The organism is Mesorhizobium sp. M7A.F.Ca.US.006.01.1.1 (assembly GCF_003997935.1).
Classification (GTDB): Bacteria; Pseudomonadota; Alphaproteobacteria; order Rhizobiales; family Rhizobiaceae; genus Mesorhizobium.
Genome location: NZ_RZQL01000042.1, coordinates 1 through 26,633, shown reverse-complemented (window position 1 = coordinate 26,633; position 26,633 = coordinate 1). Strand labels below are relative to the sequence as shown.

At 63.6% G+C, this 26,633-nt stretch carries 20 protein-coding genes; 11 read left to right on the top strand and 9 right to left on the bottom strand.

All coding sequences use genetic code 11. From position 1 onward, the window contains the following. Positions 1-37: 37 nt before the first annotated feature. From EN943_RS10305 to leuS, 3 genes are all read right to left on the bottom strand, one after another. Positions 38-2,725, bottom strand: coding sequence for a DNA translocase FtsK (locus EN943_RS10305; protein WP_127412524.1), 2,688 nt, complete (start codon positions 2,723-2,725; stop codon positions 38-40). 311 nt (positions 2,726-3,036) lie between these two features. Then, positions 3,037-3,615: an LPS assembly lipoprotein LptE gene (gene lptE, locus EN943_RS10300; RefSeq protein ID WP_127412523.1), complete on the bottom strand. Its 579-nt coding sequence runs from the start codon at positions 3,613-3,615 to the stop codon at positions 3,037-3,039. Beyond that, positions 3,602-6,226, bottom strand: a complete 2,625-nt coding sequence (gene leuS / locus EN943_RS10295) for a leucine--tRNA ligase (RefSeq protein WP_127412522.1) — start codon at positions 6,224-6,226, stop codon at positions 3,602-3,604. The genes lptE and leuS overlap by 14 nt, the downstream gene beginning before the upstream one ends. A 155-nt stretch (positions 6,227-6,381) precedes the next feature. Here leuS and EN943_RS10290 point away from each other — a divergent pair, with 155 nt between their 5' ends. Both EN943_RS10290 and EN943_RS10285 read left to right on the top strand, forming a co-directional pair. Next, complete coding sequence (locus EN943_RS10290) at positions 6,382-7,044, top strand: YggS family pyridoxal phosphate-dependent enzyme (RefSeq protein WP_127412521.1); 663 nt, start codon at positions 6,382-6,384, stop codon at positions 7,042-7,044. A 110-nt stretch (positions 7,045-7,154) separates the two neighbouring features. Beyond that, positions 7,155-8,204, top strand: coding sequence for an aldo/keto reductase (locus EN943_RS10285; protein WP_127412520.1), 1,050 nt, complete (start codon positions 7,155-7,157; stop codon positions 8,202-8,204). Between the two features lie 38 nt (positions 8,205-8,242). Here EN943_RS10285 and EN943_RS10280 read toward each other — a convergent pair whose 3' ends face one another. Next, positions 8,243-9,151 (bottom strand): LysR substrate-binding domain-containing protein, encoded by a 909-nt coding sequence (locus EN943_RS10280; protein ID WP_127412519.1) that lies wholly within the window; start codon positions 9,149-9,151, stop codon positions 8,243-8,245. 119 nt (positions 9,152-9,270) lie between these two features. On the opposite strand from EN943_RS10280, the gene EN943_RS10275 reads away from it, so the two are divergent. Both EN943_RS10275 and EN943_RS10270 read left to right on the top strand, forming a co-directional pair. Beyond that, positions 9,271-10,452 (top strand): MFS transporter, encoded by a 1,182-nt coding sequence (locus EN943_RS10275; protein ID WP_127412518.1) that lies wholly within the window; start codon positions 9,271-9,273, stop codon positions 10,450-10,452. A gap of 57 nt (positions 10,453-10,509) precedes the next feature. Further along, complete coding sequence (locus EN943_RS10270; protein WP_127412517.1) at positions 10,510-11,544, top strand: aldo/keto reductase; 1,035 nt, start codon at positions 10,510-10,512, stop codon at positions 11,542-11,544. Between the two features lie 243 nt (positions 11,545-11,787). Here EN943_RS10270 and EN943_RS10260 read toward each other — a convergent pair whose 3' ends face one another. Then, positions 11,788-12,060, bottom strand: a complete 273-nt coding sequence (locus tag EN943_RS10260; protein ID WP_013529022.1) for an usg protein — start codon at positions 12,058-12,060, stop codon at positions 11,788-11,790. A gap of 301 nt (positions 12,061-12,361) precedes the next feature. Here EN943_RS10260 and acs point away from each other — a divergent pair, with 301 nt between their 5' ends. Together acs and EN943_RS10250 are read left to right on the top strand one after the other, a co-directional pair. Continuing rightward, entirely contained in the window at positions 12,362-14,317 is a 1,956-nt protein-coding gene (acs, locus tag EN943_RS10255) for an acetate--CoA ligase (RefSeq protein WP_127412516.1), read from the top strand. Further along, positions 14,317-15,066, top strand: a complete 750-nt coding sequence (locus EN943_RS10250) for an MOSC domain-containing protein (protein ID WP_127412515.1) — start codon at positions 14,317-14,319, stop codon at positions 15,064-15,066. The genes acs and EN943_RS10250 overlap by 1 nt, the downstream gene beginning before the upstream one ends. Position 15,067: 1 nt before the next feature. Here EN943_RS10250 and EN943_RS10245 read toward each other — a convergent pair whose 3' ends face one another. The 3 genes from EN943_RS10245 to EN943_RS10235 form a co-directional block, all read right to left on the bottom strand. Continuing rightward, positions 15,068-16,336: a cyclopropane-fatty-acyl-phospholipid synthase family protein gene (locus EN943_RS10245; protein ID WP_127412514.1), complete on the bottom strand. Its 1,269-nt coding sequence runs from the start codon at positions 16,334-16,336 to the stop codon at positions 15,068-15,070. A 381-nt stretch (positions 16,337-16,717) separates the two neighbouring features. Next, complete coding sequence (locus EN943_RS10240; RefSeq protein ID WP_127412513.1) at positions 16,718-18,196, bottom strand: pilus assembly protein; 1,479 nt, start codon at positions 18,194-18,196, stop codon at positions 16,718-16,720. 526 nt (positions 18,197-18,722) lie between these two features. Next, positions 18,723-19,592 carry a transglutaminase family protein gene (locus EN943_RS10235; protein ID WP_127412512.1) on the bottom strand — a complete coding sequence of 290 codons (870 nt, stop codon included), beginning with the start codon at positions 19,590-19,592 and terminating at the stop codon, positions 18,723-18,725. Between the two features lie 169 nt (positions 19,593-19,761). On the opposite strand from EN943_RS10235, the gene EN943_RS10230 reads away from it, so the two are divergent. Continuing rightward, positions 19,762-20,427, top strand: coding sequence for an HAD-IA family hydrolase (locus EN943_RS10230; RefSeq protein WP_127412511.1), 666 nt, complete (start codon positions 19,762-19,764; stop codon positions 20,425-20,427). A 207-nt stretch (positions 20,428-20,634) separates the two neighbouring features. Here the strand turns inward: EN943_RS10230 and EN943_RS10225 are convergent, their stop codons facing one another. Continuing rightward, positions 20,635-20,856 carry a DUF1674 domain-containing protein gene (locus EN943_RS10225; protein WP_127412510.1) on the bottom strand — a complete coding sequence of 74 codons (222 nt, stop codon included), beginning with the start codon at positions 20,854-20,856 and terminating at the stop codon, positions 20,635-20,637. A 105-nt stretch (positions 20,857-20,961) separates the two neighbouring features. Here EN943_RS10225 and htpX point away from each other — a divergent pair, with 105 nt between their 5' ends. The 4 genes from htpX to purH form a co-directional block, all read left to right on the top strand. Then, entirely contained in the window at positions 20,962-21,981 is a 1,020-nt protein-coding gene (htpX, locus tag EN943_RS10220; RefSeq protein WP_127412509.1) for a zinc metalloprotease HtpX, read from the top strand. After that, the gene (locus EN943_RS10215; protein ID WP_164778150.1) at positions 21,972-23,366 is read left to right on the top strand and encodes an RsmB/NOP family class I SAM-dependent RNA methyltransferase; all 1,395 of its coding nucleotides are present in this window, start codon (positions 21,972-21,974) and stop codon (positions 23,364-23,366) included. Before htpX ends, EN943_RS10215 begins: the two co-directional genes overlap by 10 nt. A 145-nt stretch (positions 23,367-23,511) precedes the next feature. Continuing rightward, positions 23,512-25,236, top strand: coding sequence for a heparinase II/III family protein (locus EN943_RS10210; protein ID WP_127412507.1), 1,725 nt, complete (start codon positions 23,512-23,514; stop codon positions 25,234-25,236). An 86-nt stretch (positions 25,237-25,322) separates the two neighbouring features. Further along, the coding region (gene purH, locus EN943_RS10205) for a bifunctional phosphoribosylaminoimidazolecarboxamide formyltransferase/IMP cyclohydrolase (protein ID WP_127412506.1) at positions 25,323-26,633 on the top strand (1,311 nt) is incomplete at its 3' end.

Here is a 26,633-nt window from a genome sequence, read left to right as displayed (position 1 = left end):
CCGGCCTTTTTCATGTGAACTCCAAACGGCCCGCCGCTCAATCCGCGCCATCGTCGGGCGCGCTCGCTGCCTGGCGCCGGCCCATGATGATCTCGCGTTTGCCGACGTGGTTGGGTGTGCCGACCAAGCCTTCTTTTTCCATACGCTCGACCAGCGACGCGGCGCGGTTGTAGCCGATGCCGAGGCGGCGCTGGATGTAGGACGTCGAGCACTTCTTGTCGCGCACCACCACCTTGACCGCCTCGTCGTAGACGGCATCGCTGTCTTCGGCTGCAACGGATCCCTTGTCGAAGACCGCGCCCTGGTCTTCTTCGATTTCTTCCTCATCCTCGTCGGCCGTCACAGTTTCCAGATATTCAGGGCGGCCCTGCGCCTTGAGATGCGCGACCACATGCTCGACCTCCGCGTCGGAAACAAACGGCCCGTGCACGCGCGAGATGCGCCCGCCACCCATCATGTGCAGCATGTCGCCCTGGCCAAGCAACTGCTCGGCGCCCTGCTCGCCCAGGATGGTGCGGCTGTCGATCTTCGATGTCACCTGGAAGGAAATCCGGGTCGGGAAGTTGGCCTTGATCGTGCCGGTGATGACGTCGACCGAGGGCCGCTGCGTCGCCATGATCAGGTGAATGCCGGCGGCGCGCGCCATCTGCGCCAGCCGCTGGATCGCGCCTTCGATCTCCTTGCCGGCGACCATCATCAGATCGGCCATCTCGTCGACGATGACGACGATGTAGGGCATCGGCGCAAGGTCTATTTCCTGTTGTTCGAAAAGCGGCTCGCCGGTGCCCTTTTCGAAGCCGGTCTGCACGGTCATGACGACGGTTTCGCCCTTGTCACGGGCTTGAGCGGCGCGCTCGTTGTAGCCGTCGATGTTGCGCACACCGAGCCGCGCCATCTTGCGATACCGATCCTCCATTTCGCGCACGGCCCATTTGAGCGCGGTGACGGCTTTCTTGGGATCCGTGACGACGGGCGTCAGAAGATGCGGGATCCCGTCATAGACGGAGAGTTCGAGCATCTTGGGATCGACCATGATCAGCCGGCATTCTTCCGGCTTCAGCCGATAGAGCAACGACAGGATCATGGTGTTTATGGCGACCGACTTGCCGGAGCCGGTGGTTCCGGCCACCAGCAAATGCGGCATCTTCGCCAGCTCGGCGATGACCGGCTCGCCGCCGATCGTCTTGCCCAAGCAAAGCGCCAGCTTGCAGCTGGTCTTGCGGAAGCCCTCCGATTCGATCAGCTCCCGGAAATAGACGGTTTCGCGCGTTTCGTTCGGGAGCTCGATGCCGATGACGTTGCGGCCGGGCACGACGGCGACGCGCGCCGAAATCGCCGACATGGAGCGGGCGATATCGTCGGCAAGCCCGATGACGCGAGAAGATTTGACGCCCGGCGCCGGCTCGAATTCATAGAGCGTGACGACCGGACCGGGGCGAACATGAATGATCTCGCCGCGCACACCGAAGTCTTCGAGCACGCTTTCCAGGAGATCCGCATTCTGCTCGAGCCGCTCCTGCGACATGTAGAAACCTTGTCCCTCCGGCGGCTGCTGCAAGAGCTCTTCCGGGGGAAGCTCATAGGGATCGCCCGCGATTGACGGCGCAATCTTTCCGGCCCCGGGCAAGCGCGGAGAGCGAGCGGCAGCGACCCTGACGGCAACGTCCACATTTGGCGCGGCCGGCGCGGGAACGGCATCGCTTTTGGCAGGGGAGATCGCGACAGGCTGGACCGGCGACGGCGCATAGCTCGCCGGCACGTCAGGTTGGTCGACGGCCTGGTTCGAATTGGCCGGCCAAACATCCGGCAACGGCTTCAAGGCCTGGCCCGGCAGGCAGTCGATGACTCGAAACAATGCGGTGGCATCGGTCCCTGTCGTCGGGCGGATGTCGATCGGCATAGTGGTGACTGGCGCTGCGGCGAGCGGCGCAGACGACGCTGAACCGATTTGCCGGGCCGGGGGCGAAACGTCGACCAGATGGGGTGCCATAGCCTCGAAGAAGGCATGATCCGAAAGATAGGGCCAGCGTAGCCCTTCGGAGGTGGGCGTTTTGGTCGGGGCGCCCGGAGCAACGGACGCGCGCGCGGATGCCCGTCCCGTTGCGACCGTCCTCGGCGGCACCGGCGCAACGACTGGCACCTTCTCCCTGGCGCGCCCCGCGGCAACAAAAGCAGCAGCCGGCGGCAGTGGCCCTTGCGTGGCGTGGCCGGCCAGCGGCTGGGAAGCAGGGCTTTTCACCGACGCCGGCAATGCCAGGAGCGAGGGCGCGGAGGACGCCCTGCCGACCGTGGGTTGCGCAACGGCTTGCTGTGCCGGGCGCGTCGCGGCGTGTTCGACAACACGCTCGTGCTGTGGACGATGCTTCCTGGCCTCATAGTCCGGCGTGCGTGTAAAACGCACATTGGGTGCAAGGAAGAAATATTCCTGCCAGGCAGGGCTCTCGATATCGCCGATTTTCGAAGGCGTATCGTCCGAGCCACCCCTCGGCTCCATATAGGGCCGCTTGTTGCCGCCGAGGTCGACCACCGGCGCGGAATAGCCGGCCTGGCGTGTGGCGGGCTGCCGGCCGGCCGTCTCCTTGCGAGCCGGACGATCAAGGTCGCCTGCCGCGGAAGAACTTCGCTGACCGCCTCTGTCGCCGATGCTCTCGGAGCGCTTCCCCTCGGGATCATCAGGCGATGCGGCCGTCGACAAATTGACCCGGGAAAAAAGCTTGGCTTCCATTCTCAAGACTCACTCTGAAATGTCTGCCGAGCAATAGGGAGCGAGTGGTTAACAGTTGCTTCCCGGATGGGTCGCCGACGATCCTGAGCGCCAAAATCTTCGTGACAGGCTGAGAGCGACGCGGCACGATCGTCGTCTCGCCGCACCCTCCCGGCGGCGCGGATCTACTCGCCGTGCCGCAGCAGGTCGATGGGTATCTTCGGACAATCTCTGTTCAGGAATCTGGCTCTGTTCGGGAATCTGGTCATGACCCCACGATCATCCCATCATGCCCGGGGCGCCAGACCGTTTCCGTGAAGCGATGAGGTGCGCTAGCCGGTCTTGCCGTGCCGGACAAGGTCCTGGGCAATAGACAGCTGCAGCGCTTCCGCCAGCTCTCGCGCAGCGCGATTCTCGGCGTCGATCTGCGCCCGGTATGCGGCGAATTCCTGACGCGGCCTGTCGAAGGACGAGGTGATCGAACGCTTGCCGGATGCGATCACCACGCCGGTCTTCGCATCGGCCAGCGTATAGCTGCCGGTCAGCGTCACGGAACCGGCGGTCGGCTCGTCTTCGTCGGTTCCGACCTGCACAAGTGCCGCGGACTCGACCGCTTCGGTCACGCCGAGATTGAGCGAATAGGCCGGCGAGGCCGGCTCGCCGGCGCCTCGTCCAAACCCGAAAATGAGATTGTTGCGCACCTGTTGGCCGTAACGCGTATTGACCGGCTTGATGCCGATCGACGCCAGTTCGGCACTGGCACTGGCCTGCGAACCCGACAGCGGCGCGCTCGAATAGAGCGGCCGCACCGTGCAGGCCGAGACAAGCGCGAGCGACCCTATCAGGCCGGCAAGCGCCATGCGGCGCAGCAAATGGCTCAACTCTGTCTTTTCCCGATCAGGCAACGACATTGACGATCCTCTGCGGCACGATGATCACCTTGCGCGGAGCCTTACCTTCGAGTGCTTTCTGCACGAAGTCGAGAGCCAATACCGCTTTTTCGACCGCACCTTGGTCCGCGTCGCGGGCAATTGTCAAATCCCCCCGCTTCTTGCCGTTGACCTGTACCGGATAGGTGACTTCGTTGTCGACGACCAGCGCCGGATCGAAGACCGGCCAGGGCCGTTCGGCGACGAGATCGGTGCCGCCGAGCGTTTCCCAGCACTCCTCGGCCAGATGCGGCATGACCGGAGCGATCAGATGCACGAGGATCTCCACGGCCTGCCGGCAGGCGCCTTTCAGCGCTGCATCGGCCTTGCCTTCGGCCACGTCGTTGAGCGGCGTGGTCAGCGCGTTGGCCAGTTCATAAATGCGGGCGATGGCGCGGTTGAAGGCGAGCTTCTCGATATCCTCACCGACCGCCTTGAGTATCTTGTGCGCGGCCTTGGAAACCACAGCGGCCTCGCCGCTGCTGGCCGCTAAGGGCTTGATGCCGGCCAGTGTTTCGGCCGCCGTCGACACCAGGCGCCAGATGCGCTGGATGAAGCGATGCGCACCGGCGGCGCCATCGTCGGTCCATTCGACATCGCGCTCGGGCGGCGAATCCGACAGCATGAACCAGCGCGCCGTGTCGGCGCCGTAGCCATCGGTGATGTCTTCCGGGCTCACCGTGTTCTTCTTCGATTTCGACATCTTTTCCAGCGGACCGATGGTGACGGCCTCGCCGGTGGCGATGTCGATGGCGCTGCGCTTGCCGTCGACATCCTCCAGCCGAACTTCGGTGGGCGCCAGCCAGCGGCCATTCGACGCCGAGCCGACGCGATAGGTTTCGTGCACCACCATGCCTTGCGTGAACAGGCCCTTGAACGGCTCGGCCAGATCGACATGGCCGGCCTCGCGCATGGCGCGGGTGAAGAAGCGCGAATAGAGCAGATGCAGGATCGCGTGCTCGATCCCGCCAATATACTGGTCGACGGGCAACCATTCGTTGGCCGCCTTGGGATCGGTCGGTTCATGCGCCCACGGCGCGGTGAAGCGGGCAAAGTACCACGACGAATCGACGAATGTGTCCATCGTGTCGGTTTCGCGCCGCGCATCCCTGCCGCATTGCGGACATTTCACATGGCGCCATGTCGGATGGCGGTCGAGCGGATTGCCCGGGCGATCGAAATCGACATCGTCGGGCAGCTTCACCGGCAGGTCCGCCTTCGGCACCGGCACCACGCCGCAAGCCTTGCAATGGATCATCGGGATCGGGCAGCCCCAGTAGCGCTGGCGCGAAATGCCCCAGTCGCGCAGGCGGAAATTCACCTTGCGCTCGGCCATCGGCCGGTTGCCGATGGTCTTCTGCTCCAGCAGTTTGGCGACCTCGTCGAAAGCCTGAACCGGCTTCATGCCGTCGAGAAAGCGCGAATTGATCATAACGCCGTCATCGACATAGGCTTCATCGATGATCTGGAACGTCGCCGGATTCTCGCCTTCCGGCATCACCACCGGCATCACCGGCAGGCCGTATTTGTTGGCGAAGTCGAGGTCGCGCTGGTCGCCGGACGGGCAGCCGAAGATAGCGCCGGTGCCGTATTCCATCAGCACGAAATTGGCGACATAGACAGGCAGCGTCCAGTTGTCGTCAAACGGATGGACGACGCGGATGCCGGTGTCAAAACCCTTCTTCTCAGCCGTCTCCAGCGCCGCCACCGAGGTGCCCATATGGCCGATATCCTCGATGAACTTCGCCAGCGCCGGATTGTGCGCAGCGGCCTTCTTGGCCAACGGATGATCGGCGGCGACAGCCATGAAGGAAGCGCCGAAGATGGTGTCGGGCCTTGTCGTATAGACTTCCAGCTCATGCTCGCCATCAGAGGCGTCGGCCAGAGGCCAACGGATCAGCAGGCCTTCCGAGCGGCCGATCCAGTTCTGCTGCATCAGCTTCACTTTTTCCGGCCATTCGTCGAGGCCGTCGAGCGAATCCAGCAGATCCTGGGCGAAGTCGGTGATCTTGAAGAACCACTGCGTCAGTTCGCGTTGTTCGACCAGCGCGCCCGAGCGCCAGCCGCGCCCGTCGATGACCTGCTCGTTGGCAAGCACCGTCATGTCCTCCGGATCCCAGTTGACCTTGGAGGATTTGCGCGTCACCAGCCCCTTCTCGACGAAGTCGAGGAACAGCATCTGCTGGCGGTGGTAATAGTCGACGTCACAGGTGGCGAATTCGCGCGCCCAGTCCAGTGACAGCCCCATGACCTTGAGCTGTTCGCGCATGGTGGCGATGTTCTGGTAGGTCCATTCCTTGGGGTGGACCTTGTTTTGCATCGCCGCGTTTTCGGCCGGCATGCCGAAGGCGTCCCAGCCCATCGGATGCAGCACGTTGAAACCCTTGGCCCGCTTGTAGCGCGCCACCACGTCGCCCATCGTGTAATTGCGGGTATGACCGATATGGATGCGCCCCGACGGATAGGGGAACATCTCCAGCACGTAGTATTTCGGGCGCGGATCGTCATTGTGCGCTTCGAACAGCTTCTTGGCGTCCCAGGCCTTCTGCCATTTGGGCTCGGACGCGCGCGGATTGTATCGTTCGGTTGCCATGGGACGTTTTTCACTTAAAAGCATGCGCGAACTGCGGGCGATGGCTCGGCAGTTCAGGGAATGTGGTCCGGGTGTTCACCATGGTTTGGCAAACCCGTCAACCATATGGGTACCGCGTCTGACAAAAACGCCGGTCAAAACAGCAGGATTTGCATATGGGTGACGCCGTTCAGCAATTTTTCGCGGTCAAGGCGAAGATCGCCGCCGCCGAACGCGAGGCCGGCCGCGAAGCCGGCGCCGTGACGCTGGTCGCGGTCTCAAAGACCTTTGACACTGCCGACATCCGCCCGGTCATCGAGGCCGGCCAGCGCGTCTTCGGCGAGAACCGGGTGCAGGAGGCGCAAGCCAAATGGCCTGATTTGAAGGACGCATTTCCCGACATCGAACTGCATCTGATCGGCCCGCTGCAATCCAACAAGGCTAAGGAGGCGGTGGCGCTGTTCGACGTCATCGAGACGGTCGATCGTGAGAAGATCGCGGCCGAACTGGCCAAGGAGATTACCAGGCAGGGCCGGGCACCAAAACTCTACGTCCAGGTCAACACCGGTTCCGAGCCACAGAAAGCCGGCATCGAGCCCCGGGAGGCGGTGGCCTTCGTCGCCCGCTGCCACGATGTGCATGGCCTCGCCATCGAAGGCCTGATGTGCATCCCGCCGGCCGACGAGAACCCCGGCCCCCACTTCGCCTTGCTGGAGAAGCTCAGCAAGGAAGCTGGCGTCGCCAGACTGTCGATGGGCATGTCCGGCGACTACGAAACAGCAATCGCCTTCGGTGCCACCAGCGTCCGGGTCGGCTCGGCGATCTTCGGCAGCCGCTGACAGGCAACGGCCTTTAGGCCAGATCGACAGGCCCGTTGCTCCAAGACTGGAAACGAAACGTACCGTTCCTATTTGCTTTGCGTCATCACAAACTCTCTGGAGCCGCCACCATGCGTTACAACCAGCTTGGAAATACGGGGATGTTCGTCTCTGAACTGTGCCTCGGCACCATGACCTTCGGCGCCGCCGGCCAGAATGCCCAATGGGGCCTGATCGCCAGCCTCGACCAGAAGGGCGTCAACGAGATCGTTGCCCATTCGCTCGCCGCCGGCGTCAATTTCTTCGATACGGCCGACGTCTACTCCTTTGGCGAATCCGAACGGTTGCTCGGCCAGTCGCTCCGGGATCTCAAGGTCAACAGGCAGAACGTGGTCATCGCCACCAAGGCGCATGGCGCGATGGGCGAAGGCCCCAACCAGCGCGGCTCGTCACGCGGCCACATCATGGACTCGGTCGATGCCAGCTTGGAGCGGCTGCAACTCGACCATATCGATCTCTATCAGTTGCACGGCACCGACACCGTGACGCCGATCGACGAAACGCTGCGGGCGCTCGACGATCTGGTTGCCAGTGGCAAGGTGCGATATGTCGGCGTCTCGAACTGGGCTGCATGGCGCATCGCCAAGGCGCTCGGCATCGCCGAGCGCAAGGGCTTTGCCCGTTTCGAGACCGTGCAGTCCTACTATTCGATCGCCGGCCGCGATCTCGAGCGCGAGATCGTGCCGCTGCTCAATGAGGAGAAGCTCGGCCTGATGGTGTGGTCGCCGATGGCCGGCGGTCTGCTCTCCGGCAAATACGGCCCCGGCGCACCCGGCAATGGCGAAGGCCGCCGCGCCTCCTTCAACTTCCCGCCGGTCAATGAGGACCGTGCCTGGGCGGCCGTTGCCGTCATGCGCCAAATCGCCAAAAAGCATGATGTGAGCGTCGCCACGGTGGCGCTCGGCTATGTCCTGGCCAAGCCCTTCGTGATGAGCGTCATCATCGGCGCCAGCCGCATGGAGCAGTTGGAGCAGAACCTTGCCGCCACTGAAGTGAAGCTCGACACCGACGATCTGGTTCGTCTCGACGAGGTCAGCGCCCTGCCGTCCGAATATCCCGGCTGGATGCTGGAGCGCCAGGCAGCGGGCCGCCGCCCGGCGCCGTTCACGCCGAAAGCATAGCGCAGTTGACATCCCGGGAGCCCGTGGCTCCCGGGATGTCAACTCAGCCGGACGCTCTCGCCCAGAAAATCCAGAAAGGCACGCACCCGCGCCGGCAGATGCCGGCCCTGGCCGACATAGACGGCGTGGGTCGGCTCCTCGTCGCCCGGATTGAATGCCTCCAGCAGCGGCACCAGCCTGCCGGCCGCGATGTCTTTCGCCACATGCCAGCTCGCCAGCCGGGCGATGCCTGCGCCCGCCAGCGCCATGAGCCGCATCGCCTCACCATCGCTGACCAGCGTGTTGCCGGTGATCGAAACCATTATGGCGCGGCCTTCCGCGTCGAGGAACGGCCAACCATCGACATGCCTGACGAACCCGAAGCCCATGCGGTTGTGCGTGTCGAGATCGGCTGGTGTCAGCGGCATGCCCTGCGTTTCGAGGTAGGAAGGTGCTGCAACGACGACCACAGGGCTTTGCCCCAGCTTGCGCGCCACCAGCCGTGACTCACTCAGCGGCCCGGCACGGATGGCGACGTCGGCGCGTTCCGCCATCAGGTCGATGACGCTGTCAGTCAGCACCAGATCGACCGAAATCTCGGGGTAGCGTTCCAGGAACCGGGGCAGAAGCGGGATCAGCCGATGCACCCCGAAGGGCACGTAGCTGTTGACGCGCAAGCGTCCGCGCGGTGAAGCACCCGCGGCGGCCTCCTGCTCGGCCGCTGCCATGTCGGCGAGGATGCGCAGGCCGCTCTCGTAGAATGCTGTGCCTTCCGGCGTCAGTTGCAGCTTTCGCGTCGAACGACTGACCAGCCGCGCGCCAAGCCGGGCCTCCAGCCGCGCGATCAGCTTGCTCACCGCCGAAGGCGTCATGCGCAACGCGCGTGCCGCGGAGGAAAAACTGCCTTCCTCGACGACCCGCACGAAAACTTCGATCTCGCCGGAGCGATTGATGTCGGACCTGGCCATTTGTGAATCTATTTCACAGAAAATGTGCCCAAGGCAAGTCTGGTTCACAATACAGGGAAGCACGATCTCAGGAGTCGGGGCGCGGGACGGCGCTCTTCGCCATCGAAGTGGAAACTGCCATGCCTCTTGCTCTTTATGCGCTTGCCGCCGGTGCCTTCGGCATCGGCGTCACCGAATTCGTCATCATGGGTCTGCTGCTTGATGTCAGCAAGGATCTCGGCGTTTCGATCTCGGCCGCCGGCCAGCTCATTTCGGGCTATGCGCTTGGCGTCGTCATCGGCGCGCCCTTGCTGACCATCGCCACCGGCAACTGGCCACGCAAGACCGTGCTTCTTGCGCTGATGGCGATCTTCACGCTTGGCAATCTCGCCTGTGCGTTGGCACCGGACTACTGGACGCTGATGGGCGCCCGCATCATCACCGCCTTTGCCCACGGCACCTTCTTCGGCGTCGGCTCTGTCGTCGCCACCGGACTGGTCGCACCCAACAGGAAGGCCTCGGCGATTGCGCTGATGTTCACCGGCCTGACCATCGCCAACATCCTCGGCGTGCCCTTCGGCACCTGGCTCGGCCAGGCCTTTGGCTGGCGGGCGACCTTCTGGGCGGTGACATTGGTCGGTGTGGCGGCCTTCGCCGTCATCCTGGTTCTGGTGCCACGCAGCCGGACGGCACCCGAAAAGAGCGACCTGCGCGCCGATCTCGCCGTTTTACGCCGCACCCCCGTCCTGCTCGGCCTCGCCACCACGGTGCTCGGCTATGCCGGTGTTTTCGCCGTCTTCACCTATATCGCTCCGTTGCTGACCGAGATCAGCGGCTTCAGGGAAGCGGCCGTATCGCCGATCCTGCTCGTCTTCGGTGGCGGCCTCATTGCCGGCAATTTGCTTGGCGGCAAGGTCGCCGACCGCTGGCTGGTGCCGGCCGTGCTGGGCAGTCTCGTGGTGCTGGCCCTGGTGCTTGCCACCATGACCTTCGCCATCCACAGCCAGGTGATGGCCGTGATCTATGTCGGCCTGCTCGGTGCCGCGGCCTTTGCCACCGTGGCGCCGCTGCAGATGTGGGTGCTGGACAAGGCGCAAGGTGCGGGCCAGAGCCTCGCCTCGTCCTTCAACATCGCCGCTTTCAATCTCGGCAATGCGGCAGGTGCCTGGCTTGGTGGTGCGGTCATTGCCCATGGGCTTGGCCTGGGTGCACTGACCTGGGTCGCTGCCCTGCTGCCGCTCACGGCGCTCGGCGTAGCGGGCCTAGCGCTGCGTCTCGATCGCACCCCGGCGCTCGGCGCACCAGCCTCCATCCGGTCGTGACCACGCTGGGCAAACCCGCTTCCGGCACCTTCATTTCACACCAACAGGAGCAAAAAAATGGACTATCGACGTCTCGGTGCATCGGGCCTGAAAGTGCCTGCACTCTCATTCGGCGCGGGCACCTTTGGCGGTTCCGGCCCGCTGTTCGGCGCCTGGGGCAGCAGCGACGCCAAGGAAGCGCGGCGGCTGATCGACATCTGCCTGGAGGCTGGCGTCAATTTGTTCGACACCGCCGACGTCTATTCGAACGGCGCTTCGGAACAGGTGCTTGGCGAAGCCATAAAAGGCCGCCGCGATGCTGTGCTGATCTCGACCAAGACCTCGCTGCCGATGGGCGATGGGCCGGCCGACTACGGCTCCTCGCGTTCGCGGCTGATCAGATCCGTGGATGCCGCGCTGAAGCGTCTCGGCACCGATTACATCGACCTGTTGCAACTGCATGCCTTCGACGCCGGCACGCCGATCGAGGAGGTTCTGTCGACGCTGGACGAACTCGTGCGCGCCGGCAAGCTGCGCTATGTCGGCGTCTCCAATTTCTCCGGCTGGCAAGTGATGAAGTCGTTGGCGCAAGCAGACGGCCAAGGCTATCCACGCTATATTGCCCATCAGGTCTACTATTCGCTGGTCGGCCGCGACTATGAATGGGAGCTGATGCCGCTCGGCCTCGACCAGGGCGTCGGCGCGCTGGTGTGGAGCCCGCTTGGCTGGGGCCGCCTGACCGGCAAGATCCGCCGTGGTCAGCCCTTGCCGGAACAGAGCCGGCTGCACGACACCGCGAGCTTCGGACCGCCGGTCGAGGACGAGCATCTCTACCGGGTTATGGATGCCTTGGATGCCGTGGCCGAGGAAACCGGCAAGACCGTGCCGCAGATCGCCATCAACTGGCTCCTGCAGCGCCCGACCGTGTCGTCGGTCATCATCGGCGCCCGCAACGAGGAACAGCTGCGCCAGAACCTCGGCGCCGTCGGCTGGACCCTGACGCCGGAGCAGATGAAAAAGCTCGACACGGCGAGCGAAGTCACCGCGCCCTACCCGTACTTCCCGTATCGGCGGCAGGAAGGCTTTGCCCGGTTGAACCCGCCGGCTGTTTGAGCGCATCGGGCCGTCATGGCGCAAGGTTCGCGGGCCAGCGCCCCCCCTCTGGCCTGCCGGCCATCTCCCCCTCAAGGGGGGAGATCGGATGTCGCGGCGACTTTTGCCAATCGCAGGCGTAACAAGGGGCGGCGTTGTCGGTGGAGCTGCCAATCTCCCCACTTGAGGGGGAGATGTCCGGCAGGACAGAGGGGGGCGTCGTAGAATGCCGACCTCAAGAAGCCGTTGCTGCGAAACTCGCCCCTAGTGCAGCACAAACTCCCCATCCACCTTGCGCCATTCATTCGGCGCGATCAGCTTCTGGTGGGTGTAGCTGATCGAATGCAGCGGCCCGTCCAGCTTGGCCTTCCAGAATTCGATGAACTTGATCAGCACCGGAAACTTCGGCGCCAGATCGTAGTCCTGCCAGATGAAGCTCTGCAGCAGATGCGGATGATCGGGAAAGTGATAAAGAATCTTGGCCGTGGTCAAGCCATAGCCTTTGAGCATCAGGTCCATTTCGGCATGGTCGCGCATTGCGGTCCCCAGGTTGATTCGCCTGTCCTCCCATGGCCAATTGTGCGCGCCGCTGATTAACCGTCTATTGATTTTTTCTTCATCTGAACCGGCTTTAGCATGCGAAAACATGCAGTTAGCAGCGCACCCCTCCGAGTGCTGACAGCCTCGGAGAAGCTACCTGCGGCATCCCGCCGCGCGAATCCAACGTCTAATGTTGCCGTAACGGCGGAACTGGTAATAATGCCGCGAATTCGCGGCCGTGTCGCCGCGATCCCGCCGACATTTCAAGCCGGCGATTGGTTCGGGAGGAAAGTCAGGAATGTCCGAGGTTCATGTCCATCGCGTCCAGCCGGCGTGGAAGAAAAACGCGCTGATCGACAATGACACCTACCTGAAATGGTATGCCGACAGCATCAAGAGCCCGGACAAGTTCTGGGGCAAGCACGGCAAGCGCATCGACTGGTTCAAGCCCTTCAGCAAGGTCAAGAACACCTCCTTCGATGGCAAGGTCTCGATCAAATGGTTCGAGGACGGACTGACCAACGTTTCCTACAACTGCATCGACCGGCACCTGAAGAAGCGCGGCAACCAGACCGCCATCATCTGGGAAGGCGACAATCCCTACGACGACAAGAAGGTCACCTATAACGAGCTCTACGAGCATGTCTGCCGGCTCGCCAATGTGATGAAGAAACACGGCGTCAAGAAAGGTGATCGAGTCACCATCTACATGCCGATGATCCCGGAAGCCGCCTATGCGATGCTGGCCTGCACGCGTATCGGCGCCGTCCATTCGATCGTCTTCGGCGGTTTCTCGCCGGATGCGCTGGCCGGCCGCATCGACGACTGCAAGTCGACCTTCGTCATCACGGCTGATGAAGGCCTGCGCGGCGGCAAGCCGATCCCTTTGAAGGAAAACACCGACAAGGCGATCGAGATCGCCGCGAAAGCCGGAACGAAAGTCGAAAAGGTGGTGGTCGTGCGCCGCACCGGCGGCAAGACCGGCTGGGTGCAGGGTCGCGACGTCTGGTACCACGACGAGGTCGCGACGGTGAAAGCCGAATGCAAGCCCGAGAAGATGAAGGCCGAGGACCCGCTGTTCATCCTCTACACGTCGGGCTCGACCGGCAAGCCGAAGGGCGTGCTGCACACCACGGCCGGCTATCTCGTCTACGTCTCGATGACGCACCAATATGTCTTCGACTACCATGACGGCGACATCTACTGGTGCACCGCCGATGTCGGCTGGGTCACCGGCCACAGCTACATCGTCTACGGCCCGCTCGCCAACGGCGCCACCACGCTGATGTTCGAAGGCGTGCCGAACTACCCGTCGCAGTCGCGCTTCTGGGAAGTCATCGACAAGCACAAGGTCAATATCTTCTACACCGCGCCGACGGCATTGCGCGCGCTGATGGGCGCCGGCGATGCGCAAGTGAAGAAGACGTCGCGCAAGTCGCTGCGCGTGCTGGGTTCGGTCGGCGAGCCGATCAATCCGGAAGCCTGGGAGTGGTATTTCAACATCGTCGGCAACGGCAAGGTGCCGATCGTCGACACCTGGTGGCAGACCGAGACCGGCGGCATCCTGATCACGCCGCTGCCCGGCGCCACCGACCTCAAGGCGGGTTCGGCGACGCGGCCCTTCTTCGGCGTCAAGCCGCAGCTGGTCGACGGCGAGGGCAAGGTGCTGGAAGGGGCTGCCGACGGCAATCTGTGCATCACCGATTCCTGGCCGGGCCAGATGCGCACCGTCTATGGCGACCACGACCGCTTCGTGCAGACCTATTTTTCGACCTACAAGGGCAAATACTTCACCGGCGACGGCTGCCGCCGTGACGCCGACGGCTATTACTGGATCACCGGCCGCGTCGACGACGTCATAAACGTCTCCGGCCATCGCATGGGCACGGCCGAGGTCGAATCCGCACTGGTCAGCCACGACAAGGTTTCGGAAGCCGCCGTCGTCGGCTATCCGCACGATATCAAGGGCCAGGGCATCTACTGCTACGTCACGCTGATGGCCGGCGAGCAGCCGACCGAAGAGCTGCGCAAGGAGCTGATTGCCCATGTCCGCAAGGAGATCGGCGCCATCGCCTCGCCCGACAAGATCCAGTTCGCGCCGGGCCTGCCGAAGACGCGTTCCGGCAAGATCATGCGCCGCATCCTGCGCAAGATCGCCGAGGACGATTTTGCCGCCCTGGGTGACACCTCGACGCTGGCCGACCCGGCCGTCGTCGACGACCTGATCGCCAACCGGCAGAACAAGAAGGCTTGATGCAAAGCAAGACCGTAGTGGGTTCCGTCACCGAGCTTTGGCGCTATCCGGCGAGTTCGCTCGCCGGCGAACGGCTCGATGCGATCCTTGTCGGTTCGGAAAGCATCGACGGCGACCGCATGTTCGGCCTCGTCGATACGTCGGACAACGAAATCGCACGACCGGATCGCGATGCGAAATGGCATAAGGTGCCGCGCATTCGCACCCGGCTGTCGCCGGCCCGCGAACTTGAGATCGCCATCCCGGACGGCGGCTGGCTGGCCGCGCCAGGTATCGAGAGCGACCGCGCGGTGTCGGCCTATCTCGGCTTCGAGGCTTCGATCCGGCCGTTTCGCCGCGAGAATGCCGGGCCTGACTGTTCCGGGCCGCTGACCGCGGAGCGCTACCGCAAGGCGCCCATCCATCTGTTGACCACCGCCTCGCTGGCACGCCTGAAAGCGTTGCATCCGGAAGGCACCGCCGACCCGCGCCGCTTCCGCCCCAACATCGTCGTCGACATGGCGTCGGTCGAAGGCTCGTTCCCGGAGACGGAATGGATCGGCCGCAAGCTGGCCATCGGCGATTTCCTGCTGACCATTTCCGAACCATGCCGCCGCTGCGGCTTCACCATCATCGCCCAGGAGGGCTTCGACAACGATCCTGGCATCCTGCGCAATCTGGTCCGCCACAACGCGCACAATCTCGGCGTCTATTGCACGGTCGACCGGCCGGCTGGCATTGAGGTCGGCGACACGATGCGCTTCGTGTAAGCTATCGATACAGATCAGCCCGCGTCAGCGGCAGGCCGCTTGGGCCACGCGCGCGCTTTGTGACGACGGTCTGGAAAATCTGCGCCGAGGCGCGCTCGAAGGTGATCGAACAGCCGGCCAGGTAGAGCAGCCACAGCCGCGCCCTGGCCTCGCCCACCTCGGCGATTGCCTCATCGAAGCGGGCCTGCAGCCGCTCCGCCCACAGCCTGCAAGTGCGGGCATAATGCTCGCGCAAATTCTCGACATCGTAGACGAGAAAACCGTGCGCCTCGAGATTGCCTGTTGTCATGCCGATCGTGTCGAGCTCGCCGCCGGGGAAGATGTATTTGAGCAGCGCCTTGTACTCCGGCCCCTTGCGCAGGGTCTTCTTGATGTCGCCCTTGCTGCGCCTGGTGATGGCGTGATGCAGATAGATGCCGCCCGGCTTCAGCAGCCGGTGGACGGTGGAAAAGTAGGTGGCGTGATTGGCGATACCCAGATGCTCGAACATGCCGATTGACGATATCTTGTCGAAGCTGCCGGTGAGTTCGGCATAGGATTTGATCTCGATGGTGATGCGGTCCTCCAGCCCCTCGGCGCGGATTCGTTCGCGGGCGAGGTCGGTCTGGGCCTGCGACAGCGAGACGCCATGGCCGACGACGCCGTAATTCTTCGCTGCATGGATCAGCATGGCGCCCCAGCCACAACCGATGTCGAGCAGTCGTTCGCCAGGCTTCAGTCGGAGCTTGCGGCAGATATGGTCGAGTTTATCGGCCTGCGCCTGGTCGATGCCGTTGGCGAAATCCTTGAAGTAGCCGCAGCTGTAGACCATGCGCTCGTCGAGGAAGAGCCGGTAGAAGGCATTCGAAATGTCGTAGTGATGCTGGATCGCTTCCTGGCTCGAACCGCTGACATAGGGATTGCGCCCCGACAGATCGGTCCGCGCGCTCATCTGCTTGCGTGACAAAAGCACGGAAGGCAGGTCGCGCAGGATCGCCATTTTCGGCAGCGACTTGAGCTTGGTTCTGAGCTTGCCTTGCGACGGCAGGGCATAAAAATCGAAGATCGTCCCGTCTTCGATGTTGATCGTCTTGGAAATCCACATCTCGATCAGCGTCGAGAGGGATGGTCGCTTCACGATCTGCCAGACGATGTCCTGGTCGTTGATGGTGAGCACCGGACCAGTGGCGGGGCCGATCCGCTCCCCGGTCCACAGCCTGACCGCAAAACCCGGTTTCAGCGTCTCGACAACCGTCCGCACGATCCGCGCCGCTCTCTCGGCTGCCTCCATGCATCCCTCCCACAGGGGCCGACCCGGATTGCCGGCTCGGCTCTATGTCATGATCTTGCCTGCCCGGCCGACAGCCCGCAAGCCACTGCCGCGCCAAAAGCACCTTCCGGACTTTTTCAAACCTGCGCCTTGTCTTTTGCTGCAACGCACCCCATCATGAGTATGTGTTCAACAAATCGAAAGGAGGTGATCCGATGTCGAGTGATTTCGTTTTCCAGAACGTGGCCTCAGCGGATTGCACTTTCGGGAAGCAGTCTTCCCGTTAAGGCGCGAGATGCGCGGCGGGTGACCTCATAGGTCGCCGCCATAGGGCCGCGCCACGGACGGAAACACGGAAGGCCGCCGGCTTCGAAAGAAGCGGCGGCCTTTTCCGTTTGCGGACTACTGGGTCAATGCGACCTTTTCGGTGTTGCGAATGATTTCCTGAAAGGCGTCGTCCAATTCGGCTCCGGTGGATACGTCGAAGAAATGCCTCTTGGCGGCAGAGGTATCCTTCGACGAACAGTCCTTCAGCACCGCCTTTGCCTGGTCCCGCTCGGTTGCCGACATGTCCTTGTCGTCCAGATCGAAGCCTATGGTGAAAATCTCGATGCCGTCATTTTTCATGTTGTCGCACAGCGTTTCGGCGTTGCCGCGCGCAAGGTTGCCCTGGCTGTTGTACCTGTCCCCAGCACCGGCGAAGGCGGTATTGAACTGGCCATCGGTCATCAGGATTGCGACCTTGGCGATCTTCTTCGGATCGGCATCCGAGGCACCCTTGCCAAGACCGGCATACTTGATCGCAGTGCGCCATTGCGGCGATAGCATATAATAGGTCCACTGAATGGCGATGGCGCCGGCCGTAAACCCATTGGCCCGGAAGTCGCCGATCGATTCAAGCAAGGCATCAGAATCGGCGGTGAGCGGGATCACTTCCGCATCAGGGCACCTGTTCATGTCCCCGTCACCGAGATGATCGTCCCGATTGACCAGGGCATAGTATTTCTTGCCGTTCCTGTCGGTGCGAACAGTGTCTGGGCCGTCGGCGCTCATATCCGCGTTGCCGTTCTTGTCCTTGCGCTCCGTGGCACAATTGTCGGGGCGTGGCATCGCCGCGCCGGCAATGGAGATATAGTCGCTGAAGGACGGCAGCAGATCTTTGCCCGTCTTGGCGACGAGAAGCGGACTGCCGGCGACGGGTGGAAGCTCAGAGCTGCCTTGCTTCTCGGCATAGACGTTTTCCGCCAGCTTGCCGGCGTTCACGCCAGATGCGTAAGGCACGATCGCGACGCGGATACGGGGGTTCTGCGGATCCTGCTTCTGCAGCATCGTCTGGACGGCGTTTTTTGCAGCTGCTTTCAGATCGCCGATTTTGTCCACCTTGCCGCGCTTGGCCATCGATCCCGTTATGTCGAGCATCATCGCCACTTCTACGGTCTTGTCCGAATAGAGCGCCGTTGTGGAGGCTGTGACGCGTTTCATGTCGCCTGTGCCGAAAATCGGGAAATATAATCCAACGTCGACATGGACCTCGGCCTGAACCGTCTTGGCAGTCCTGTTGACGATCAGCTTGTCGAGTACGATCTGGTCGGCCTGCAGGATGCCAGCCTGGCTGTTGGCGTCGAGAAAAGCCTGAACCGAATTGTCGGCATCGGCTTCCTTGATGGCGCCGGTCGTCAGGTCGCGTGCCGTCGACGTGACCGCGGCATCGACCACGCCCTGGAGGCTCGATTTGGCATTGTAGAGCTGCGATACGTTGACCGAAAAGCCCGCTGCCAGCGCCAAGACCGAGGCGCTAAGGCCGAACAGGACTGCGAAATTTCCACCACGATCCCTGGCGAACCCGCCGACCGCGTGAACAAGACCCCCGTAATTCCGCATCCTACAGCCTCCACTCGCCTCGGCCTCGTCGCCGCGGAAAGGGCAATGCAGGATTCCCGCCGGATACACCGCTGGCCGGCAGAAGGCCGGCTGCTTGCTGGCAACTTATTGTTTTCGTTCGACTTCAAGCTCCGCAAAGGTGAATGACTGGTAAACAGAAAAGCGCGGTCGCGGCTGCGTTTACGAGCCGGTTACCATGCTAAAGAGGAAGCAATCACGGAATCCCGATGACGTCCTGTTGCGGGACAGGGTCCGTGTGCCGAAGCGGGTCAGCTGTCCCGCGATTGCAAGGCACGAAATAGCCGGGTCCAACGCCTCCGGCCGCGGAAAGACCAAAGCGCCATCACGTTTGAAAACCAGGGCCGCTTTTTGGCGGCGCGCCTCAAGGTGTGTTGAGATTCAGGTGAGGCCGAGTCGAAAATGATGGTTTTCGAGAACCGGAGCGGAGCGGACATTTGGTCCGTGAGCACCGGAAGCGCAGAAAGCCGTCATTTGCAGACCGGCTTCACCTGAATATCGACATACCTTAGGCCAGCATCTGTGCGCTGACGGTCCTGTCGATGCCGTGGTAGGGCGGGTTGAACAGATTGCCTTCCTGTTCATAGGTCCACACCTTGAACAGGCTGAGCCGGTGGGGGCCGAAACTGTGCAGCAGCGGAACGTCGGTGGCGTCGCGGCCGCGGGCGACGACGACACGGCCGATTCTCGGCGTGTTGTGGCGAGGATCGAACGTGTACCATCTGCCGTCGAGGAACACTTCCAGCCACGCCGAGAAGTCCATCGGCGCCGGATCGGCTGGCACGCCGATATCGCCGAGATAGCCGTTCACGTAGCGTGCCGGAATGTTCATGCAGCGGCAAAGCGTGATCGCCAGATGGGCGAAGTCGCGGCAAACCCCGACGCGCTCCTCATGCGCCTGAGCCGCGGTGCGGGTCGAGCGCGCATAGCCATAGCCGAACGACAGCCGATTGTGGACATAGTCGACGATCGCCTGCACGCGCGCCCAGCCGGACGGGATGTCGCCGAAGAGTTGCCAGGCCAGACTGCTCAGATGATCCGTCTCGCAATACCGGCTGCCCAGGAGATAACCGAGAACTTCGTCCGGCAGGTCCGCCACCGGCACTTCCCTGGCCAGCGTGTTTACCTCGTCCGTCTCGCCGCTGTCCTCGACGACCGCGTCATACAGGATGCGAAAACCACCGGCTGGCGCTGTGAAGCGTCGACAGGCATTGCCATGCAGATCGTGGTACAGTCTTGTCGGGACCGCAGGCGAGGTCAGCACGCGCGTCTGCCGCTTGATGTCGGCCTGCCTGTCCCGATGGATCTCGAGCACTGAGATCACCGGCGTCGCGGCTACGCATTCGATGGCGATTTCGTAGCCGAGCCGAATCAGCATCGTTGGTCCCCCTTCGATCGTTGTTGTGAGAAGCAGTCTTTCCCAAACGCCCGGAGGATACCGTGGTTCCCTGGGCCGATCGAAAAGCACACCCCCATGTCTTCCCCTGCCGCGGTCGAGACGTTAGGTTCGGCAACCCCACCAGCGCTCCCCGGACTCAAGGAAAATCATGCATTCAGGCAGAAAATTCGCGGCCTTCCTCTTTGACATGGACGGCACGCTCATCAATTCCATCGCCTCGGCGGAACGGGTGTGGAGCGATTGGGCCCGTCGCCAGGGCCTCGACGTCGCCGCCTTCCTGCCGACGATCCATGGCGTGCGCGCGATCGAGACCATCACCAACCTGGCACTGCCGGGCGTTGACCCGGCACACGAGGCTGATCTGCTGCTGAAGGCCGAGGCGGCCGATCTCGATGGCATTATCCAGATCGCCGGCGCCGTGGCGTTTCTCGATTCGCTGCCGCCCGAACGCTGGGCGATCGTAACCTCCGCCCCACGTGAGCTGGCGCTGTTGCGCATGAAGGCCGCCGGCATCCCGGTCCCGGCCGTCATCGTCGCGGCGGAAGATGTCTCCCGCGGCAAGCCGGCGCCCGATTGCTTCCGGCTCGGCGCGGAACGGCTCGGCTTCGACGCGCGCGATTGCCTCGTCTTCGAGGATGCCCCGGCTGGCATCGCGGCCGCCGAAGCGGCGGGCGCGGCGGTCATGGTCATCAGCGCCACGCACAAGCACCCCTTGCCAACGCAACATGCCGCGATCGCAGGCTACGACATGGTCGGCATCACCGTCGACGAGCGTGGCTGGATCGCGCTCGAGCCGCAGCGCAACGCCGCCTAGGGGTGTGTTGAGATTCAGGTCAGGCCGAGTCGAAAGCGGTGGTTCCCGAGAACCGGAGCGGAGCGTACTTTAAAGTACGTGAGCACCGGCCTACGCCGGCCGTAGCCTTGATTGCCACCACCGCTTACAAGTGCTTCGGCCGGCGAAGGCCGGAAGCGCAGGGAACCGCCGTTTGCAGACCGGCATCATCTGAATATCGACACACCCTTAGAAGTCGCTGGTCAGACCCTTTACCTCCCAGTCGCCGTAGCGCCCTGGCTCCTTGCCGCCGCGGCCGCCGATTTCCTTCGGCGCCGAGGCTTCCTTTTCCAGGTACTTTACACGCCTCGCTTCGGCTTCCGCGAGCGCACGTCTGGCTTGCGGCGTCAGCGCCTTCGGCTCGAAATCATGGGCAAGCTCGGCATCGGTTTTACTGGCTTCGTCGTTCATGCGATATTTCCAGCAGATTGAAACGGGAACTGGTGTTTCCCATCATATAGCGATGAGACCAAGCGGATCGACCCCCTTTCGCTATCATCTGGACAGGAGCAGACGATGAACACCATCCGCACCGCCATGCTTCTTGCCGCGATGACCGCACTGTTCATGGGCGTCGGCTTTTTGATCGGCGGATCGGGCGGCATGATGATCGCCTTCCTGTTCGCCGCCGGCACCAACCTGTTCAGCTACTGGAATGCCGACAAGATGGTGCTGTCGATGAACCGTGCCGTCGAGGTCGACGAAAGGAACGCGCCCGAATATTACGCCATCGTCCAGGCAATGGCCAAACAGGCCGGCCTGCCGATGCCGAAGACCTATCTGATCGACAACCCGCAGCCGAACGCCTTTGCCACCGGCCGCAATCCGCAGAACGCGGCAGTGGCTGCCTCCACGGGCCTGTTGCAGGCGCTGACGCCTGAAGAGGTCGCAGCGGTCATGGCGCACGAGCTCGCCCATGTGCAGCACCGCGACACGCTCACCATGACGATCGTCGCCACCTTTGCCGGGGCCATCTCGATGCTCGGCAATTTCGCCTTCTTTTTCAGTGGCAATCGCGACAACAATCCGTTCGGCTTTGTCGGCGTGCTGGCGGCGATGATCGTAGCGCCCTTTGCCGCGATGGTCGTGCAGATGGCGGTCAGCCGCACCCGCGAATACGAGGCCGACCGGCGTGGCGCCGAAATCTGTGGACACCCGCTCTGGCTGGCATCGGCGCTTGACAAGATCGCCCGCAGCGCCGAACGCATCCGCAACCCCGATGCCGAGCGCAATCCCGCGACGGCGCATCTCTTCATCATCAATCCCCTTCACGGCGAGCGCATGGACAGCCTGTTCTCCACCCACCCGAGCACCGACAACCGCATCGCCGCCTTGGAGGCGATGGCGCGGCAGATGCAGGGAAGCGAAGCCCAGGCCGCCCCACGCCAGGCCCCAACGCCACGCCAGGCGGACGAACTGCGGCCATCAGGTCCTTGGGATCAGGCAGAACGGCCCGAGCAGCCGGCGGAGCCCGCCAAGCCGAAATCCAACCCGTGGGGTCGCAACCCGACCGGGCCCAAGGGCCGGTGGTCGTGAGCGTGGCGGACAGAGGACCTCGACGCACGGTTTCAGGCGATCAGGACCACAGGGACGGCGGCGACTTCGTTGCCGGCCTCGCCGCTCGCAAGGCGGCGGCGCGCCTGCTTGCCGCCGTCATCGACGCCAGGACCCCGCTTGACGGGCTGACCGATCACGAAAACGGCCACCCGCAATACAAGGCGCTCGATTTGCGCGATCGCGGCCTTGTCCGCGCCATTCTGGTTACCGCGCTGCGCTATCGCATGACCATATCAGGGCTGCTGGCACGGCGCCTGGAAAAGCCGCTGCCGCCCAACGCCACCGCTTTGTCGCACATATTGCATGTGGCGGCGGCCCAGATCCTGTTCCTCGACATTCCCGACAGCGCCGCCGTCGACATTGCGGTGACCCATGCCAAGTCCGATCCGCGCACGGTGCGTTTCTCCGGCCTCGTCAATGGCGTTCTGCGCACGTTGGCGCGGGCCAAGGAAACGGAATTGCCTGCCGCCCTTGCCGCCACCGACGAGGCGCCCAAATGGTTTTCCGACCGGCTGAAGGCCACCTACGGCAACGAGAAGGCCAGACAGATCCTCGAAGCGCATCGCGTTGAGGCGCCGGTCGACTTCTCGGTCAAGGCCGATCCCGGACTCTGGGCCGAAAAACTCGGCGGCATCGTCCTGCCGACAGGCACGGTTCGGATCGAGAATCTTGTCGGTCCTGTCACTGAATTGCCTGGCTTTGCCGAGGGCGCCTGGTGGGTCCAGGACGCCGCGGCCAGCCTGCCCGCCCGGCTGTTCGGCGATGTAACGGGATTGCGGGTTGCCGATCTCTGCGCCGCGCCCGGCGGCAAGACCGCGCAGCTGATCGTTGCCGGCGCGAAGGTCACCGCCGTCGACACGTCAAAAAACCGGCTCGTGCGGCTGACGCAGAATCTCGCCCGTCTCGGCCTGTCGGCCGAAATCGTCCAGGCCGACCTGCTCAACTACGAGCCGGAAGAACTGTTCGATGCGATTCTCCTCGACGCACCCTGCTCGTCGACCGGCACGGTGCGACGGCACCCCGACGTGCCATGGACCAAGACTTCTGCCGATGTGAAGAAGCTGGCCGACCTGCAACGCAGGCTACTCGCCCGCACTGTGACGCTGGTGAAGCCCGGCGGCAGGATCGTCTTTTCCAACTGTTCGCTCGATCCGCTCGAAGGCGAGGATCTCTATCGCGCCTTTCTGGCCGGCACGCCTGAAATCACCAACGATCCGTTGCGGCAAGGCGAGATCGCCGGCATCGATCCGTTCCTGACGCCGCAAGGCATGCTGCGCACCACGCCCGCCGACCTGGACCTCGGCGCGCCGGAGCGCTCGGGCCTCGACGGCTTCTTCGGCGCTCGCATGCGGCGAGCCGGCTAGGATTGAACTGCCGGATCTACTGACTTTTCAGGCAGGATCGGCGGCAGAACCAGGTGAGCCGGCCTGGGCTCGTGGAATTCGCCTTCGCACGAATCGTGCAATCATGTAGACTCGGCGCAGGGGTAGAGGACGATCAGGAGGGGTTTTGGCACTGGCTGCCAGCAGCACGACGCGTCTGTGGACGCTTGTCGCGAAGGAGTTCTGGCGCAAAACGCGCCGGCGCCTGCGCGCCGGGCCTGTCTATCGCTGGCGCTATTCCGGCCGCACGCCGGAACGTGTGCTGATCGCACCGCCGGACCTGCGCCTCGCCGACCCGCAGATCGCACTTGAGATCTACTACGGCCGCTATCCCCTGTCGGGGCATCTGGTCGAGACCGGCGGCAAGTCGCCTTTCCAGATCCACGTGCCCAATCACGGCTGGCAGAAAACGCTGCACGGCTTTCGCTGGCTGCGCCACATGCGCGCCGCCGGCACCGAGCTTGCCGCCGCCAATGCCCGCGCCCTGGTCTCCGACTGGATCACCATGCATGGCAGCCATATTTCCGGCATCGCCTGGGAGCCCGGCACGACGGCCAAGCGCATCATCGCCTGGTTGCAGCACTCCTCGGTCGTATTGCAGGGCGCCGAGTTCCCTTTCTACCGCGCCTTCCTGAAGTCGGTTGCCATCCAGATCCGCTATCTCAGGTCGATGGCGCGCGAAATGCCCGACGGCAAGGACAGGCTGCGGGCCCGCATCGCGCTCGCCTTCGCTGCATTGTCCCTGCCGGCGCCGGCATCGGCGCTGCGTGGCGCGACCCGCAACCTTGCCGAGGAACTCGACCGCCAGATCCTCGCCGATGGCGGGCACATTTCGCGCAATCCGATGGTCGTCCTGGAAATCCTCGCCGACCTTCTGCCGTTGCGCCAGACCTATGCCAACCAGGCGGAGACGCCGCCGCAGGCGCTGATCGGCGCCATCGACCGCATGCTGCCGGCGCTGCGCTTCTTCCGCCATCAGGATGGCAGCCTCGCCCGCTTCAACGGCATGGGCGCCACTATCCACGACCGCATCGCCACCATCCTGCGCCACGACGACACCGCTGGGGCGCCGCTGCTGCATGCGCCGCATTCCGGCTATGAGCGCCTGTCGATGGGCGGCACCACGGTCATCGCCGACACCGGGCCGCCGCCGCCGGTCGACGTGTCCAACGCAGCGCACGCCAGCTGCCTCGCCTTCGAGCTGTCGTCCGGCCGCCAGCACTACATCGTCAATGCCGGCATCGACACCTATGGCGCGGCTGAATTCCGGCCGCTGGCGCGCGCCACCGCCGCGCACTCGACCGCCACCATCAACGACACCTCGTCGGCGCGCTTCAGCCATTCGTTGCGCGTCAACGATCTGCTCGGTTCGCCGCTGATCGGCGGCCCGCAGCATGTGCAGTGCAAGCGCACCGACCAGAAGGGCGTTCAGGGCTTCATCGCCCGCCATGACGGCTATGTCCCGCGCTTCGGCTTCCTGCATGAGCGCGAGCTGAAACTGTCGTCGAACGGCAATGTGCTGGCCGGCCGGGATCGCTTCCAGCGGCCCGGCAATGCGGCGATCCGCAACAATGGCCGCGACTTCGTCACCGTCCGCTTCCACGTTCATCCCGACGTCAACCTTTTGCAGGACGAGCATGACCGCCTGGTGCTGGCCGCCGATCAGGCCGACACCTGGGTGTTCACAGCAGCCGAAGTGGTGCCGGAGGTCGAGGAGTCGATCTATTTCGCCGGACTTGGCGGCCCACGCCGCAGCCGCCAGATCGTGCTTGCCTTCAAGGCCTCGGAAGTCGCCGAAGTCCACTGGCAGCTGACGCGCACCAGCATCGCCGGTTACCCGGAAAACAACTGACCTACCTGACCGCTGGTTTGATTTCCGGGCGGCATGTGCTACGGGCGCGGGCATCCACCACACCAGCCGTGAAAGGCCGCCAGCCCATGGCCGTCGCCGCCAAGAACATTCCCGCACCAGACCTTGTTCCCGTGCGTCGCGCCCTGCTCTCCGTTTTCGACAAAACCGGCCTCATCGATTTCGCCAAAGCGCTGGCAGCAGCCGGTGTCGAGCTGGTCTCGACCGGCGGCACGGCAAAGGCGATCGCTGACGCGGGCCTTCCGGTGCGCGACGTCTCCGAGCTCACCGGTTTCCCCGAGATCATGGACGGCCGCGTCAAGACCCTGCATCCCGGCGTGCATGGCGCGCTGCTTGGCGTGCGCGACGATCCAGAGCATTCCGCGGCAATGCGCAAATACGGCATCGAGCCGATCGATCTCGTCGTCTCCAATCTCTATCCGTTCGAGGAGGTCCGCCGCTCCGGCGCCTACTACGCGTCGATCGTCGAAAACATCGACATTGGCGGCCCGGCGATGATCCGCGCCTCGGCCAAGAACCACGCCTATGTCGCCATCGTCACCGATCCCGGCGATTACGCCTCGGTGCTGAATGCGCTGGAGATGAACATCGGCTCGCTGTCGCTGGATTTCCGCAAGAAGCTGGCCGCCAAGGCCTTCGCACGCACCGCCACCTATGACGCGGCTATCTCCGGCTGGTTCGCCGAAGCCCTCGAGATCGAACACCCGACATGGCGCGCCTTTGGCGGCAGGCTGGTCGAGGTGATGCGTTATGGCGAGAACCCGCATCAGAGCGCCGGCTTCTACGTCAACGGCGACAAGCGCCCGGGCGTCGCCACGGCGCGCCAGCTGCAGGGCAAGCAGCTATCCTACAACAACATCAACGACACCGACGCCGCCTTCGAACTGGTCGGCGAGTTCGACCCCGACCGTTCCGCCGCCGTCGCCATCATCAAGCACGCCAATCCGTGCGGCGTTGCCGAAGGCATCTCGCTGAAGGCGGCCTACGCCAAGGCGCTGGCCTGCGACCCGGTCTCGGCCTTCGGCGGCATCATCGCCGTCAACCGCATCCTCGACGCCGAGGCGGCCGAAGAGATCGTCAAGACCTTCACCGAGGTGATCATCGCGCCCGGCGCCACCGACGAGGCAGCGGCCATCGTCGCGGCGAAGAAGAATTTGCGCCTGCTGGTCACCGGTGGGCTGCCGGACCCGCGCACGCCGGGCACGACGGTCAAATCCGTCGCTGGCGGTCTGCTCATCCAGGGCCGGGACAACGCCGTCGTCGACGACCTCGAACTGAAAGTGGTGACCAAGAGGGCGCCGACGCCGGCCGAAATGGCCGACCTGAAATTCGCCTTCCGCATCGCCAAGCACGTCAAGTCCAACGCCATCGTCTATGTC

Excerpts from the sequence above, each read along its gene's own strand:
- htpX (WP_127412509.1), top strand. The coding sequence starts at position 20,962 with ATGAACACCATCCGCACCGCCATGCTTCTTGCCGCGATGACCGCACTG.
- EN943_RS10285 (WP_127412520.1), top strand. The coding sequence starts at position 7,155 with ATGCGTTACAACCAGCTTGGAAATACGGGGATGTTCGTCTCTGAACTG.
- EN943_RS10245 (WP_127412514.1), bottom strand. The coding sequence starts at position 16,336 with ATGGAGGCAGCCGAGAGAGCGGCGCGGATCGTGCGGACGGTTGTCGAG.
- EN943_RS10260 (WP_013529022.1), bottom strand. The coding sequence starts at position 12,060 with ATGCGCGACCATGCCGAAATGGACCTGATGCTCAAAGGCTATGGCTTG.
- EN943_RS10240 (WP_127412513.1), bottom strand. The coding sequence starts at position 18,196 with ATGCGGAATTACGGGGGTCTTGTTCACGCGGTCGGCGGGTTCGCCAGG.
- lptE (WP_127412523.1), bottom strand. The coding sequence starts at position 3,615 with ATGTCGTTGCCTGATCGGGAAAAGACAGAGTTGAGCCATTTGCTGCGC.
- EN943_RS10230 (WP_127412511.1), top strand. The coding sequence starts at position 19,762 with ATGCATTCAGGCAGAAAATTCGCGGCCTTCCTCTTTGACATGGACGGC.
- EN943_RS10270 (WP_127412517.1), top strand. The coding sequence starts at position 10,510 with ATGGACTATCGACGTCTCGGTGCATCGGGCCTGAAAGTGCCTGCACTC.
- leuS (WP_127412522.1), bottom strand. The coding sequence starts at position 6,226 with ATGGCAACCGAACGATACAATCCGCGCGCGTCCGAGCCCAAATGGCAG.
- EN943_RS10250 (WP_127412515.1), top strand. The coding sequence starts at position 14,317 with ATGCAAAGCAAGACCGTAGTGGGTTCCGTCACCGAGCTTTGGCGCTAT.
- EN943_RS10275 (WP_127412518.1), top strand. The coding sequence starts at position 9,271 with ATGCCTCTTGCTCTTTATGCGCTTGCCGCCGGTGCCTTCGGCATCGGC.
- EN943_RS10305 (WP_127412524.1), bottom strand. The coding sequence starts at position 2,725 with ATGGAAGCCAAGCTTTTTTCCCGGGTCAATTTGTCGACGGCCGCATCG.
- EN943_RS10280 (WP_127412519.1), bottom strand. The coding sequence starts at position 9,151 with ATGGCCAGGTCCGACATCAATCGCTCCGGCGAGATCGAAGTTTTCGTG.
- EN943_RS10290 (WP_127412521.1), top strand. The coding sequence starts at position 6,382 with ATGGGTGACGCCGTTCAGCAATTTTTCGCGGTCAAGGCGAAGATCGCC.
- EN943_RS10225 (WP_127412510.1), bottom strand. The coding sequence starts at position 20,856 with ATGAACGACGAAGCCAGTAAAACCGATGCCGAGCTTGCCCATGATTTC.
- EN943_RS10235 (WP_127412512.1), bottom strand. The coding sequence starts at position 19,592 with ATGCTGATTCGGCTCGGCTACGAAATCGCCATCGAATGCGTAGCCGCG.
- acs (WP_127412516.1), top strand. The coding sequence starts at position 12,362 with ATGTCCGAGGTTCATGTCCATCGCGTCCAGCCGGCGTGGAAGAAAAAC.